The 14,642-nt window shown below is 63.1% G+C and carries 11 protein-coding genes; 2 read left to right on the top strand and 9 right to left on the bottom strand.

Going from position 1 to position 14,642, the window contains the following annotated elements:
- Window positions 1-22 precede the first annotated feature (22 nt).
- Window positions 23-1,261: a uracil-xanthine permease family protein gene (locus AB5Y53_RS14370; RefSeq protein ID WP_010673610.1), complete on the top strand. Its 1,239-nt coding sequence runs from the start codon at window positions 23-25 to the stop codon at window positions 1,259-1,261.
- A 145-nt stretch (window positions 1,262-1,406) separates the two neighbouring features.
- Window positions 1,407-2,147 (top strand): dienelactone hydrolase family protein, encoded by a 741-nt coding sequence (locus AB5Y53_RS14375; RefSeq protein ID WP_368182362.1) that lies wholly within the window; start codon window positions 1,407-1,409, stop codon window positions 2,145-2,147.
- Between the two features lie 63 nt (window positions 2,148-2,210).
- On the opposite strand, the gene AB5Y53_RS14380 is transcribed toward AB5Y53_RS14375, so the two are convergent.
- The 9 genes from AB5Y53_RS14380 to AB5Y53_RS14420 form a co-directional block, all read right to left on the bottom strand.
- Window positions 2,211-3,209, bottom strand: a complete 999-nt coding sequence (locus AB5Y53_RS14380) for a beta-propeller fold lactonase family protein (protein ID WP_368182363.1) — start codon at window positions 3,207-3,209, stop codon at window positions 2,211-2,213.
- A gap of 57 nt (window positions 3,210-3,266) precedes the next feature.
- Window positions 3,267-3,875 (bottom strand): LysE family translocator, encoded by a 609-nt coding sequence (locus tag AB5Y53_RS14385; protein WP_139737576.1) that lies wholly within the window; start codon window positions 3,873-3,875, stop codon window positions 3,267-3,269.
- A gap of 121 nt (window positions 3,876-3,996) precedes the next feature.
- Window positions 3,997-7,314: a mechanosensitive channel MscK gene (mscK, locus tag AB5Y53_RS14390; RefSeq protein WP_368182364.1), complete on the bottom strand. Its 3,318-nt coding sequence runs from the start codon at window positions 7,312-7,314 to the stop codon at window positions 3,997-3,999.
- A gap of 150 nt (window positions 7,315-7,464) precedes the next feature.
- Window positions 7,465-8,877 (bottom strand): pyruvate kinase PykF, encoded by a 1,413-nt coding sequence (gene pykF, locus AB5Y53_RS14395; protein ID WP_010673615.1) that lies wholly within the window; start codon window positions 8,875-8,877, stop codon window positions 7,465-7,467.
- A 403-nt stretch (window positions 8,878-9,280) separates the two neighbouring features.
- Complete coding sequence (locus tag AB5Y53_RS14400) at window positions 9,281-10,411, bottom strand: cupin domain-containing protein (protein ID WP_368182366.1); 1,131 nt, start codon at window positions 10,409-10,411, stop codon at window positions 9,281-9,283.
- Between the two features lie 152 nt (window positions 10,412-10,563).
- Window positions 10,564-11,934 carry an adenylosuccinate lyase gene (gene purB, locus AB5Y53_RS14405; RefSeq protein ID WP_041214787.1) on the bottom strand — a complete coding sequence of 457 codons (1,371 nt, stop codon included), beginning with the start codon at window positions 11,932-11,934 and terminating at the stop codon, window positions 10,564-10,566.
- A 30-nt stretch (window positions 11,935-11,964) separates the two neighbouring features.
- The gene (hflD, locus tag AB5Y53_RS14410) at window positions 11,965-12,576 is read right to left on the bottom strand and encodes a high frequency lysogenization protein HflD (protein ID WP_010673618.1); all 612 of its coding nucleotides are present in this window, start codon (window positions 12,574-12,576) and stop codon (window positions 11,965-11,967) included.
- Window positions 12,577-12,855: 279 nt separating this feature from the next.
- A complete protein-coding gene (mnmA, locus tag AB5Y53_RS14415) occupies window positions 12,856-13,962 on the bottom strand; it encodes a tRNA 2-thiouridine(34) synthase MnmA (RefSeq protein ID WP_010673619.1) in 1,107 nt (368 codons plus the stop codon).
- Between the two features lie 158 nt (window positions 13,963-14,120).
- Window positions 14,121-14,588: an NUDIX hydrolase gene (locus AB5Y53_RS14420; protein WP_010673620.1), complete on the bottom strand. Its 468-nt coding sequence runs from the start codon at window positions 14,586-14,588 to the stop codon at window positions 14,121-14,123.
- Between the last annotated feature and the right edge of the window lie 54 nt (window positions 14,589-14,642).

Consider the following 14,642-nt stretch of genomic DNA (forward strand, 5'->3'; position numbering starts at 1 on the left):
TATCAAAAAATTAAGGATACCCATGTTTTCCTTGGTCAAGCAAAGCGTCGCCGGGCTGCAAATTCTGTTTGTCGCCTTCGGTGCCATGGTGCTGGTGCCCCTGCTCACCGGTCTGAACCCCTCCATGGCCCTGCTTGGCGCCGGTGTAGGCACCCTGCTGTTCCAGCTCTGCACCCGTCGTCAGGTGCCGATCTTCCTCGGCTCCAGCTTCGCCTTCATCGCCCCCATCATCTATGCCACCCAGACCTGGGGCCTGCCCTCCACCATGTTCGGTCTGTTTGCCGCGGGCTTCATGTATTTCATCCTGGCGGCCATCATCCGCGCTCGTGGCATGGGCTTCGTGCACAAGCTGCTGCCCCCCGTAGTCATCGGTCCCGTCATCATGGTGATCGGCCTGTCGGTGGCCCAGGTAGCCTGCAACATGGCCATGGGCCGTGCCGGCGGTGAGCAGGTGGTGCCTGCCACCACGGCGCTGACTCTGGCGGGGATCTCGCTGGCGGTCACCCTGATTGCCGCCGTGTTCTGCAAGGGCTGGATCAAGCTCATCCCCATCCTGTGCGGTGTCATCGCCGGTTATGTCTCTGCCGTGCTGATGGGCCAGGTAAGTTTCGATGGGATGGTCAACGCCCCCTGGCTGGCGCTGCCCCACTTCGAGACCCCGGAGATCAACTGGGCCGCGGCCCTCTTCATGCTGCCGGTGGCCATCGCCCCCTGCATCGAGCACATCGGCGGCGTGCTGGCCATCGGCGGGGTGACCGGCAAGGACTACACCAAGGATCCGGGCCTGCACCGCACCCTGGCCGGTGACGGCATCGGCGTCTGCTTCGCCGGTTTCATCGGTGGTCCCCCCGTCACCACCTATGCGGAAGTGACCGGCGCCGTGATGATCACCCGCAACTTCAACCCGGTCACCATGACCTGGGCGGCGGTGTTCGCCATCATTCTGGCCTTCTTCGGCAAGTTCAACGCCCTGCTCACCTCCATCCCCATGCCGGTGATGGGCGGCATCATGCTGCTGCTGTTCGGATCCATCGCCGCCATCGGTCTCAAGACCCTGGTGGAGTCCAAGGTGGATCTGGGGCTGTCCCGCAACATCGCCATCGTGGCGGTGACCCTGACTGTCGGTGTCGGCGCCCTGGAGATGAAGATCGGTGACTTCGCCCTGGCGGGCGTGGGGCTGGCCTCGGTGGCCGCCATCCTGCTGAACCTCATCCTGCCCCAGCACTCCGAAGAGGGTGCCATGGAGAGCGCCAAGGATTAAGCGCCTGGCTTGCTGTACGTTGAGATGATGAAAAAGAGGCCATCTTCGGGTGGCCTCTCTCTTTTGGCCTGCGTACCACTGAACCCGGGCTCCCCATGTGAAGCGGCTACACTCAGGGGCACCATTGACGGGAGAGGACGAAAGGATGAAGAGGGCATGGATCCTGGCCCTGCTGGGGCTGATGGGAAGCGGCGCGGCCGAGGCTGGTGCGGTGCGCTACGAGGTCGAAGGCAAGCCGTTCGAGGGCTATTACCTGGCGGCTGCCGACAAGCAGGCCCCTCTGGTGGTGCTGGTGCACGACTGGGACGGGCTCAACGGTTACGAGATCAAGCGGGCCGAGATGCTGGTGGCCCTGGGCTACAGTGTCTTTGCCGTAGATTTGTTCGGTGCCGGGGTCAGGCCGAGCACGGTGGAAGACAAGAAGCGCCTCACCGGGGCCCTTTATCAGGACCGGACCAGGATGCGCACCCTGCTGCAAGGGGGATTGGCGGAGGCGGGCAGGCAGGGGGGGCGGCTCGACAATGCGGTGGCCCTCGGTTACTGCTTTGGCGGCGCCGCCGTGCTGGAGCTGGCCCGCAGCGGGGCGGATCTCAAGGGTGTGGTGAGCGTACACGGCGGGCTGGAGACCCCGGCCGGGCAGGACTACAAAGAGGTGAAGGGACAGTTGCTTGTCCAGCACGGCAGCGCCGACGAGGCGGTCTCTCTGGGTCAGTTTGCTGCGCTGGTGGCCGAGCTGGAGAGCGCCGGGGTGAAGCATGAGGCGATCAGCTACAGCGGTGCTCCCCACGCGTTCAGCGTCTTTGGCTCGGACAACTACCGCGCCGATGCCGATGCCAAGTCCTGGCAGCGTTTCACCGGTTTCCTGAAGGAGGTGACCGGCTCCTGAGGGGGCCGGCTCACGCAGGCCATGGCAGTGCCATGGCTTTTTTTATGCCCGTTTTTCGCCATCTCAGGGGAGGGCGAGCACCCTCACCCACATGGCCCCCTTGCCCACCTCGCTCCGTGGGCCCGGGGTGAGCTGGCCGCTTTCGGGGTCGATGGCATGCAGCGCCACCTCGTGGGATTGCTGCCCGGTCGCGATGAGCCAGTGGCCGCTGTGGTCGATGGCAAAGCCCCGGGGACAGGCCTCGGTCGGGAAGTGGCCGAGGGGGGTGAGGGCGCCATCCTGGGGGGAGACGCCGAACAGGGTGAGCAGGCTGCTGGCCCGTTCGCTGGTGTAGAGAAAACGTCCATCCGGGGTCAGGTGCAGGTCGGCGCCCCAGCGCTCCCCCTCATAGCCTGGGGGCAGCATGTCTAGGCTCTCGCGTGCCACTATCTGTCCGTCCGCCTCCCTGTGGTAGCGACTGAGGGTGGCGTCGAGTTCGTTGAGGCAATAGAGATCGCCGTTGTCCGGGTGCAGGGCCAGATGGCGGGGCCCGGCGCCGGGGGCGGTGTGAATGTCCCCCAAGGGATGGGGAACCAGCCTCTCGTCCACCAGGGCAAAGCGGCGCACCCTGTCCTCTTTCAGGCAGGCCACCAGCAGCTCCTGCTCCCCGTTTTGCCCCGGGAGCCAGGTGACCGAGTGGGCCGCCATCAGGTGGTCGAGACGCTGGTGAGGGGGCTGCATCCGGCCCGCCTGATCCTGGCGGGAGACGGTGACGTGGTTGAAGGCGTAGGAGGCGGCAAAGAAGAGGCGGCCGCTCCCATCGGTGCAGGTGTGGGAGGCGCTGCCCTCGAGGGGCGCCGAGGTCGGGGCCCCGAGCCGCCCATCGGCGGCGATGGGGAAACTCAGCACCCGACAATCGGGACGCACCCCCGCATGGAGCCAGCGCCGGTCCGGGCTGATGACCAGGGGCTGCACCTCGCCGCCGGTCTGCACTTCCTGCTGTGGGGCGAGGGTGCCTGCTTCGAGGCGAAACACATGGATCAACCCGCTCACCGGGTTGGCCACATAGACCACTTGTTGCATTGCATCTCCTTTGCGACGGCCATCCGTCGGGTCAAGGGAAAGGGGAGTCCCGGCGTCTCAGGCGGGGATCAGGATCTCGCGAATGACGGGCACCACTGACAGTGCCAGCAGGGCCGCCATCACCTGGTTGAAGCGGCGACGGGCAAGATCGTTTGCCAGCCAGCGCTTGAGCAGGGAACCGCACAGGAGCCAGAGTCCGACGCAGGGGAAAGAGACGATGAAGAAGGTCAGGGCGATGACGAGGTGCTGCTCAAAGGGGTCGCTCCCCGCGCTGGTGAAGGCGGCGATGGCGCCGGTGGCAACCACCCAGGCCTTGGCATTGACCCACTGGAACAGGGCACCCTTGAAAAAGCCGAACGGGCGGGCCCCGTTGCTGTCAGCCATCCCGTCCGTCGGGCGGGCGATGAGCCAGGCAAGATAGAGCAGATAGAGGGTGCCCGCGCACTTGATGAACAAGTGGAGTTCGGGGAAGCGGGTAAAGAGCTGGCCAAAGCCCAGCCCCACCAGCAACAGCATCAGGGTGAAGCCGACGCAGATCCCCATGAGCAGGGGCAGGCTCTTGCGTATCCCGACGCTGGCGCCGGCGCTCATCACCATGATGTTGTTGGGGCCGGGGGTGACCGATGCCGAGATGGCAAAGAGCACCACGGCGTAGAGAGAGTCCATTGGATTCCTCGTGCAGACAGTCCGTTGTCTTCCCTATATTGGGGGCGATCTGCGCTTTCCAAGGTGGGGGGCGGGCAGAAAAAAAACAGGCCCCGTGACGGGGCCTGTGAAGCGGGCGGGATCAGACGGGCTGGTTCCCTGCCGGCGGCAGCGCCGGGCGGGATTCCACCTTCTGTTCGTCTCCCTGCATGTTCTTGATGTAGACGTCCATCTGGTTGAACGCGATCTCGATGCCATGCTCGCGGAACAGCACGTCGATGCGGCGGTTCAGCTCGTCGATGGCCGGGTTGCGATCCCCCAGCTCGCTCACGAAGAAGCGCAGCTCGTGATCCAGGGTGCTGGGCCCGAAGGTGAGGAAGTAGACGATGGGGGCCGGGTCTTTCAGCACCCGGCTGTTCTCCATGGCGGCCTGCATCAACAGCTTGCGGGTCAGATCCAGATCCGAGCCATAGGCCACCCCGACCCGGGCGATGACCCGGGTGACGGTGTCGGACAGGGACCAGTTGATGAGTCGCTCTATCATCAGCTGCTGGTTCGGGATGATCACCTCCTTGCGGTCGAAGTCGGTGAGGGTGGTGGAGCGGATCCTGATCTTGTTGACCGTGCCCGAGATGGTGCCGATGGTGACGGTGTCGCCGATCCGCACCGGGCGCTCGAACAGGATGATGATGCCTGAGATGAAGTTGGAGACGATCTGCTGCATGCCGAAACCGATACCGACCGAGAGACCGGCGGCCAGCCACTGCAGCTTCTCCCACTGGACCCCGAGCATGGCCAGCGCCGTCAGGCTGCCCACCCCGATCAGGGCGTAGTTGAGCATGGTGGTGAAGGCATAGGCTGTGCCCTGGGCAAGGCGCAGCTTGGAGAGCACCAGCACCTCCAGCAGGCCCGGCAGGTTGCGGGCCAGCGACAGAGCCGCACCAAACACGAAGAGGCCGGTCAGCACGTCGCTCAGGCTGATGGGATAGAGCACGGCGTTGGCTCCGGTCCCCTCGCTCTTGTGCCACAGCACCACGCTGTCGAGGTAGGTGAAGACCGCCACCAGATCAGACCAGAGCCAGTAGAAGGCGACGCCGAACACCAGCAGCAGCATGATGCGGGTCAGACGCAGGGACTGCTGGCTGACCTCTTCCAGATCCATGGGCTGCTCTTCGATGGCTTCGCCCCCTTCTGCATCCTCCTGGGTCTTGTGCTCCCGCTTGGCGACCGCGCGGCGATAGGCCAGACGACGGGCCGCCAGCTCAAGCCCGCGCAGGGCGGTGCGATAGACCAGACCCCAGATGATGATGAGGTAGAAGGACTCGATGAGCCTGCCGGTGAGTTTCAGGGCCGTGTAGTAGTAGCCAAGGGCTGCCAGCACCATCAGGGCCACCGGCGCCAGTGCCAGGGCGACGGCGGTCAGGGTCTGCAACATGCTCGCCTCGCCCTTGATGCGGGCGCGGGAGATGGGCAGCACCAGGTAGGCGGTCAGCCCCAGCAGCAGCATGGTCATGCCCTGGCCGATGACGTCGTTGCCAAGGGAGGAGGGCTCCACCACCGCCTTGGTCGACAGCATGATGAGGGGCAGCAGGGGCAGCCAGAGGTAGCGCATGCTGTTGCGCTTGGCCTGCAGCTCGTCCCGCGGCATGCGGAAGTGGGTCTCGCCGATGCCCCCCGGTCGCATCACCGACAGGTAGACGCTGAACACCAGGTAGCCGAGGGCCAGATTCAGGGTGATCTGGAAGATGAGTTTCGGGCTCAGCAGGCCGCAATAGGCGAGCAGCAGGCCGGCGGCCAGGATGAAGAGGGTGCCCGGCAGGCGTTGCAGCACGGTGAACAGCAGGGCACGGGGGGTGTGCCACTGGCTGTCCTGACGAAAACGTCCCAGATCCTTGACGATCTTCTTCTGGCGCTCGAGCAGGGTGCCGCGCTTCCACAGCAGCAGGCCCCCCAGCAGCAGCAGGGGCAGTGCCAGCAGAGAGACTGCCAGCAGCATGTCGCCCCAACCGCTCCAGTCCGGTTTCAGCACCCAGTCGGAGGCCTGCTTGAAGGCCTGGGCCGGCCAGGTGATGAACCACTTGGCATCGATGGGCTTGTTGCTGCTCACCCAGAAGATGTGCTGTTGCAGGGTGAACTCGATGGAGGCATAGACCCGGGTCAGCTGCTGCTGGGTCAGTTGCAGGCTGATGGCGTTGGTGAGCTGGGCATCCATCTGGCGGTTGAGCTGATCCAGCAGGCCGATGCGGGTGTCGATGAGCTTGGCCAGGCTGGCCCTGTCTTCGTCGCTCACCGTCTCGCCGCTGCTGGCGATGAGGTTGTCCAGATACTGGTTCTTCTGGAACAGCTGGTCACGCTGCTGGCTCAGTTCGAACTGGGCCAGGTGCAGGTCGGCGATCTGCTCCTCCAGGTTTTTCACCAGGGTGGAGGGGGCCGCTTCCAGTTGCTGGTAGAGCTGATAGAGGATGCGCGAGAGCAGCAGGTTGCCCTTGAGCATCTGTACCTGCTCGTTGAGGTTGCGCTCGGTCTGGGTGCCGCGCTCCAGCATGCTCTTCGCCTGCAGGTTCTTCTGGGCCAGGGTGTTGAGGCTGTTGGTGGAGCTGATGAGTTGCTGGCTGAGCTGGTAGTTGAGCTCCTGCTCTTTTTGCACCAGGGGGTTGTCTTCGGCGGCCACCAGTTCGCCGGTCTCTTCGGCAGTCTTCTCGGTGTCCCCCAGGCGCTTGGCGCTGCTCTGCTCCTGCAATGCCTGCAGTTTCTGCTCTTCACTGGCGAGACGGGCACTCTGGTAGTCCCGTTGCTTGACCACCAGATCCTGCATGCTGGTGCGGTTGTCCAGCTCCTTTTGCAGGTTGGCCAGTTGCAGATCCAGCAGGGCCAGCTCGGCGCCCAGCTTCATCTTCTCGGCGCTGCTCACCCCGTCCCCGGCGTTGAGGCGGGTGCGGATCTCCTGGCTGCGCTGATAGGCGCGGCTCATGCTGGCCTGGGCCCGCTCCGGCAGGGTCTGCAGGTTGGTGATCTGGCTGCCGATGGTGCCAAGGGCCTCCTGGGCCGCCTGCATGTTGGCCATGATCTCGGGTTGGCGGGCATCGAGCTCCGCCAGGCTCATGGTGGCGTATTCGCTCTTGAGCTGCTCCGGGCTCTTGCCCTGGGTCAGGGCGTCGAGCTTGGCGCCGATCTCCTTGAGCTCTGCCGGCAGGGTGCGCAGGCGTTCGCTCTGGGTTTTGGCCTTGCTCTTCTCCTTGTCGATGCTGTCGAGGAGGGAGAGGGTGTCAGTCAGGAACTTCTGGTCCGCCTGCTGGCTGGCGGTGGGGGTGTCCGACTTGCCGAGGGCGTCGAGCGCCCGCTGCACGGTGGCGCGCTGGGGCAGGTCCTGCGCCAGGGTGCTCGGGGTCCAGAAGGTGATGAGTAAACAGAGCAGCGGCAGCAGGGTGGCCGAGGCTCTTTTGAAGCGTGTTGAGAGCATAAAGCGTCCGGGTGATTATGCGATGTTCGGGGGATTTTCCACCAGGGTAAAATCCGCGTGGATTCTAGCACCGGCGCAAGAGGGGCAGCAGGGGGAGAGATAAAAAAAAAACGGCGCCCGCAGGCGCCGCTTTCATCGGTTCAGGACTGATTACAGTACGTGAACGGAAGCGGTGTTGGTGGTACCGCTCGGTACCAGGGCACCGGAGACCATGACAACCACGTCACCCTTCACGCCCATGCCGATTTCCAGCGCGGCTTCTTTGCCGATGCGATAGAAGTCGTCGGTGGAGGCGATGGAGTCAACCACGTGAGCAACCACACCCTTGGTCAGCACCAGCTGGGCAGCGGTCTTCTTGTTGGTGGTGATGGCCAGGATCCAGGCTTTCGGGAAGTACTTGCGAATGGCCTTGGCAGACTTGCCGCCTTCGGTGGCAACCACGATCAGCGGGGCGTCCAGCTTCTCGGAGGTCTCTACCGCGCCTTTGCAGACCGCTTCGGTGATGCGCAGCTTGTTGCTGTCGTTGGCAGCAGACAGGTTGGACGGCATCACGGCATCGGTACGCTCGCAGATGGTGGCCATGATGGTCACGGCTTCCAGCGGGTACTTGCCCTTGGCGGACTCACCGGACAGCATGACTGCGTCGGTACCGTCCAGGATGGCGTTGGCCACGTCGCCGGCTTCGGCGCGGGTCGGACGCGGGTTCTTGATCATGGAGTCCAGCATCTGGGTGGCGGTGATGACCACTTTGCGGGCTTTGTTGCACTTCTCGATGATCATCTTCTGGGCGAAGATCACTTCTTCTACCGGGATCTCGACACCCATGTCGCCACGGGCAACCATGATGCCGTCGGAGACAGCCAGGATCTCGTCGAAGTTGTCCAGGCCTTCCTGGTTTTCGATCTTGGAGATGATCTGGATGTTCTCGCCGCCGTGGGCTTTCAGGTGCTCACGGATTTCCAGCACGTCTTCTTTCTTGCGAATGAAGGAGGCGGCAACGAAATCAACGCCTTGCTCGCAACCGAAGATGAGGTCGCGCTTGTCTTTCTCGGCCAGGGCCGGCAGCTTGATGGAGACGCCCGGCAGGTTGATGCCCTTGTTCTCGCCCAGGTCACCGTTGTTGAGCACTTTACAGATCACTTCGCGCTCGGTGATTTCGATGACGTCCAGGCCAATCAGGCCGTCGTCAACCAGGATGCGGTTGCCGACGCGCAGGTCGCTGGCAAAACCGGCATAGGTGACGGCGACTTTGTCTTTGTTGCCCACCACGGTCTGGTCGGTGGTGAAGGTGAAGGTCTGGCCGGCGACCAGGGAAACGTCGTTGCCGCCTTCGAGCTTGATGGTGCGGATTTCCGGACCCTTGGTGTCCAGCAGGATGGCTGCGTGCTTGCCGGTTTCGGCCATGACAGCGCGCAGGTTGCTGATGCGACCACCGTGTTCGGCGTAGTCGCCGTGGGAGAAGTTCAGGCGCATGACGTTCATGCCGGCATCCAGCATCTTGCCCAGCATTTCTTTGGATTCGGTCTTGGGACCGATGGTGCAGACGATTTTGGTCTTTTTCATGTCAGTCTTCATGGTTAAGGAATTTCCGCCGTGCAATATACACCAGTTTTTGGATACTTTTTATGATCCAGAAACAACGTTTTGAGCGAAAACGGCCTCAATTTGAAAGATAACGTTTTCGCTCACAGCTCATTTTAGGGGCTAAAATAATTGATTTTCCGCAACTGAGGCCATTTGGTTCCCATTTCTGGCCCCGCATCCTGCCCGATCCCATGTTGTTAAATGACAAACAACAGGGCCCCATTACGGCGGCGATCCGGCCCGATGCCGTTGGCCGTCATCCAGTGTAGTCACTCCCTCCTGCGGCGTCAGGGCGAAGCAACGCAAGGCAGGAGCCGGTAGGCCTACAGCGGAAAAAACACCGCCCCTCCCGGCACGCCGGGAGGGGCGGCAGCCCTCTGGATCAGCCGAAGAACCAGTAGCCGCGGTTGACCAGCCGGGTCAGCAGTTGCAGGAAGCCCGCCTGATCGGCCAGTTCCACCAGCGCGTCCTGGGTGATGATGTCCTTGTCGCACAGGAGCGCGATGGCGGCCGGATCCTCGCTTGGCAGGGTCCAGGCTTCGCCGTCGATGTAGCAGGTGCGGCTCTCGCCGCTGAACCAGACGCTGCGCAACCCCGGCACCTTGATGGCGGGCTCCCCCTGGCTCAGCAGGTCGGCCACTTCCTCGGCGCTGTAGTCCGGCTCCACCGGATTGACGTCCAGATCGTGCTTGGCCTCGGAGATCATGGTGCCGAACCACTCCTTGAACAGGGTCTCGTCGTCGAGGGCCTGTTGCATCAGCTCCCGCAGGCGGTGCAGCTCATGGGGCTGGATCTCCCCGTGGCGGGCGCGGGGCTGGAGGTCCGGGTCGCCGTAACGTTCGGTGCGGATCTCGTTGTCGATCAGGTGATCGGCAAAGGAGGAGACAAGGGCCTTGGCGTCCGGTGCGCGGAAACCCACCGAGAAGTTCAGGGAGGGCTCGATGGCGTAGCCCTCGTGGGGGAATCCGGGCGGGATGTAGAGGATGTCGCCCGGCTCCATGATGGCGTCGATGATCGCCTCGAACGGCTCGCAGTGCAGCAGGGCGGCGTGGGCGGCAAACTCGTTGAGTGGCTTGGCATCGCCGACCCGCCAGTGGCGCTTGCCCTGACCCTGGGTGATGAAGACGTCGTAGTTGTCGATGTGGGGGCCGACACCGCCGTGAGGGGTGGAGAAGCTCACCATCACATCGTCAAAGCGCCAGCCCGGGATGAACTGGAAGGGCACCGCCAGCTCGTGCACCTCGGGTACCCAGTGGTTGCACGCCTGCACCAGCACGGTCCAGTTCTCTTCCCCCAGGTGATCGTAGGATTCGAAGGGGCCGTGGGCCGCCTCCCACTGGTTGTTGAAGCGGGTGACCAGGCGCGATTCGATCACCTCCTCCATGGCCAGACCCGCCAGCTCGTCCGGGCTGATGGGATCCTGAAAGTCGGTGAAACCGCCCTTGATGAGGAGCGGGCGCTTCTGCCAGTAGTGCTCGAGGAAGTGAGCGATATCCAGATTGAGTTGGTACATGGTGCTTCTCGTATCTTGTGAGAGGGCTTGCCCAAGGCGGGCTTGGGCAAGGGCTCTGAAATGGCCCGATAGAGGGTGATCATATCAAATGGGCCAAAATCAACGGGGGCCCTGCCGTCATGACAGAGCCCCCGCCGGTTCGGTTACATCACTTATTTCAGCAGATCGACCAGACGCTGGGCGTCGCCGATGTAGTTGGCCGGGGTCAGCTTCTTCAGCTCGACCTTGACCGCTTCCGGCAACTCCAGGGTGTCGATGAAGGTGCGCATCCCTTCGGCGTCGACGCGGCGACCACGGGTCAGCTCTTTGAGCTTCTCGTAGGGCTTCTCGATGCCGTAGCGGCGCATCACGGTCTGGATGGGCTCCGCCAGCACTTCCCAGTTGGCGTCCAGATCGGCGGCCATGGCGTCCGCGTTGGCTTCCAGCTTGGAGATACCCTTCAGGGTTGCCTGATAGGCAATCAGGGAGTAACCCACCGCCACACCCAGGTTGCGCAGCACGGTCGAGTCGGTGAGATCACGCTGCCAGCGGGAGATGGGCAGTTTGCTCGCCAGGTGCTGGAACACGGCGTTGGCCAGACCCAGATTGCCTTCGGAGTTCTCGAAGTCGATGGGGTTGACCTTGTGGGGCATGGTGGAGGAGCCGATTTCGCCGGCGATGGTGCGCTGCTTGAAGTGGCCCAGGGAGATGTAGCCCCAGACGTCACGGTCAAAGTCGATCAGGATGGTGTTGAAGCGGGCCAGGGCGTCGAACAGCTCGGCGATATAGTCGTGGGGCTCGATCTGGGTGGTGTAGGGGTTCCAGGTCAGGCCGAGAGAAGTGACGAACTCCTCGGAGAACTGGTGCCAGTCCACATCCGGGTAGGCGCTGATGTGGGCGTTGTAGTTGCCCACGGCACCGTTGATCTTGCCCAGCAGCTCCACCGCCATGATCTGCTTGAGCTGGCGCTCCAGACGGTAGGCGACGTTGGCCATCTCCTTGCCCATGGTGCTCGGGGTCGCCGGCTGACCGTGGGTGCGTGACAGCAGCGGCATGTCGCGGTACTCGACGGCCAGGCGCTTGATCTCGCCGATGAGCTTTTCGCAATAAGGCTTGATCACCTCTTCCCGGGCGGTCTTCAGCATCAGGCCGTGGGAGTTGTTGTTGATGTCTTCCGAGGTGCAGGCGAAGTGAATGAATTCGCTGACGGCGGCCAGCTCCGGGTTCACTTCCACCTTCTCTTTCAGGAAGTACTCCACCGCTTTCACATCATGGTTGGTGGTGCGCTCGATCTGTTTGATGCGGGCGGCATCCTGCTCGTTGAAGTTGCTGACGATGCCGTCAAGCACGGCATTGGCTGCCTCGCTCAGGGCAGGGACTTCCGGGATCCCGGCGTGGCTGGCCAGTTTTTGCAACCAGCGCACCTCGACTTCGACGCGAAAACGCAGCAGACCGAATTCGGAGAAGATAGGGCGCAGGGCATCGGCCTTGTCGCCATAACGACCGTCAATCGGGGAAACGGCAGTCAGCGCGGACAGCTCCATGGGGTGAACTCCTGATGATTGGTGTGGGGGTTAAAATCGTTTGGCCAGTTCCACCATCTTCTTGCGGGCGAAGATGATCTGGGTACGGCTGCCGCCGAGCTGGCGCCACAGCACCACGGCGCGGATGCCTGCGAGCAGCAGGGCGCGCACCTTGTGCTGCACCAGGGGCTGCTGCAGGAAGAGCGGGGTGCCCGCCACCTGGATGCGCGGCCCGATGGGGCTGATAAGGTCGCTGTAGATGCTTGCCATGTTGGCCAGGATCTGCTCGTCGAGCAGATCGAAATGCTGTTGCTGGCGGCCGATCTGGCTGATCCGCTCCCCCAGCATGTTGAGGATGTCCTTGCGCTTGGCGAGCTTGCGTTCCAGCGCGATCAGGCTCACCACGTAGCGGGTCAGCTCGGCATTCTTCTGGCTGCCGTCGGCCCCCAGCTGTTCCACCAGGGCGCGATAGCCGTCGCGAATGGCCAGGTGGCTGCCGAACACTTCCAGCGGCTGCGTGGGGTTGGTGACCAGAATACTTTGCAGGCTCTCGCGCAGGGAGGCTTCGTCGCAGGAGCCGTCACGGGCCACTTTCTGCACCAGATAGGCGGCCTGGCAGATGCCTGCGAAGGCCATGGTTCTGTCTTGGAATTTGTCGCTCATATCTTCACAGCCCTGTTCTGTTCTTTCACCGGCCGATGCCATTATCCGGCCTGGAATGTGTCGGCCATGTCTTCACAGCCCTGTTCTGTTCTTTCACCGGCCGATGCCATGATCCGGCCTGGACGTTGCCAATCATGTATCGCTGCCTGGTACTGTTTTTCTTTGTCCCCTCTCCCTCAGGGAGAGGGTCAGGGTGAGGGTGGTTACCCCCTCATCCCCAACCCTTCTCCCGCGAGGGGAGAAGGGAGTACAGCGCGGACGCTCGTGAGCGCCCAGCCCTTAGACCGGATGGCTGAAACGTTGTTCGATGATGCCACCGCCCAGACACACTTCCCCGTCGTAGAAGACGGCGGACTGGCCCGGGGTCACCGCAGCCTGTTTCTCGTCGAAGATGACCCGGATGGTCTCATCGTCGATGGGCTGGATCAGGCAGGGGATGTCTTCCTGGCGATAACGGGTCTTGACGGTGCAGCGGCGCGGCGCGCGAATGGGGGTGCGATCCACCCAGTGCAGCTGGCTCGCGACCAGGCCGTCGGAGTAGAGGCGGGGGTGTTCCCCTTGCGCCACCACGAGCGTGTTGCGCTCCACCTCCTTGTCCACCACGTACCAGGCCTCTTCGGTGGCATCTTTGCGACCGCCGATGCCGAGCCCCTTGCGCTGGCCCAGAGTGTGGTACATCAGCCCCTGATGCTCGCCGATGATCTTGCCGTCCACGGTTTCGATGGGGCCGGGCTGGGCGGGCAGGAACTTGGCCAGGAAGTCCTTGAACTTGCGCTCACCGATGAAGCAGATGCCGGTGGAGTCTTTCTTCTTGGCGGTGATGAGATCCAGCTGCTCGGCGATGCGGCGCACCTCGGGTTTTTCCAGATCCCCGACCGGGAACAGGCTCTGACCCACCTGGGCTTCGCTCAGGGTATAGAGGAAGTAGCTCTGATCCTTGTTGGTATCGAGGCCGCGCAGCAGGCGCGGGCGGCCGGTGCTGTCGTCACGGCGCACATAGTGGCCGGTGGCGATGTAGGTGGCCCCCAGCTCTTCGGCGGCGAATTCCAGGAACGCCTTGAACTTGATCTCCTTGTTGCACAGGATGTCCGGGTTCGGGGTGCGACCCGCCTTGTACTCTTCCAGGAAGTGCTCGAAGACGTTGTCCCAGTATTCGGCGGCGAAGTTGATGGTGTGGAGTTTCATCCCCAGCTTGTCGCAGACGGCCTTGGCATCAGCCAAATCCTGGGCGGCAGAGCAGTACTCGTCCGTGTCGTCTTCTTCCCAGTTCTTCATGAACAAGCCTTCGACCTGATAGCCCTGCTGCTGGAGCAGGTAGGCCGAGACGGAAGAATCCACGCCGCCGGACATGCCGACGATCACCTTGATTTGGCTGTTGTCTGTCATTAGTCGAAGTTACCAGTTCGTTTAAACGGGGCGTATTCTACCAGAGTTTTGCGCCCCCGGTCACATCTCCCTGCCGCCGTTCCCCTTGGAAGCCCGGTGGCGGGAAATCGTTTTTCTTGTCTCGGCCCCATAGCGTCAAAAAGAGCGTCCAATGGCGCTTAGATGAAGGCCTTGAGGGCCGACAGCGGCAGGCGGGTGCCTGCCAGATAGTCCTGGATGCACTGCCACACCAGGGGGCTTCGCAGGGCGGGCTTGCACTCGGCAATCTCCTCCAGGCTGAGCCAGTGACAGGCCAGTACGTCACCGTCGGGATCCTCTGGATGGTGCTGACCGGGCGACTTTTCAAGGTCGAAGATGACGGCGGTGCGCACAAAGGTGGCCTCGCTGTCCGCCGGTTTGAAGAGGTAGACCCCGAGCCAGCCGGTGGGCGCGGCGGTGAGTCCGGTCTCCTCCTTCAGCTCGCGGCAGGCCGCCTGGATGAGATCTTCTCCCGGCTCCACGTGGCCGGCGGGCTGGTTGAAGCGGCGCTTGCCCGCAATCTCCTCTTCCACCAGCAAGAAACGCCCCTGCCAGTGCACCAGAGCGGCCACGGTGAGGCGGGTGGGCAGCGGTGGGTGATCGCTCATAAGGACTCCTTGTCTTGTTGGCTGTGCCCCGGCAGGGGCGCTCGATGCAGATCC

This window comes from Aeromonas sp. R7-5, from assembly GCF_040908015.1.
In the GTDB taxonomy this organism is placed as follows: domain Bacteria; phylum Pseudomonadota; class Gammaproteobacteria; order Enterobacterales; family Aeromonadaceae; genus Aeromonas; species Aeromonas caviae.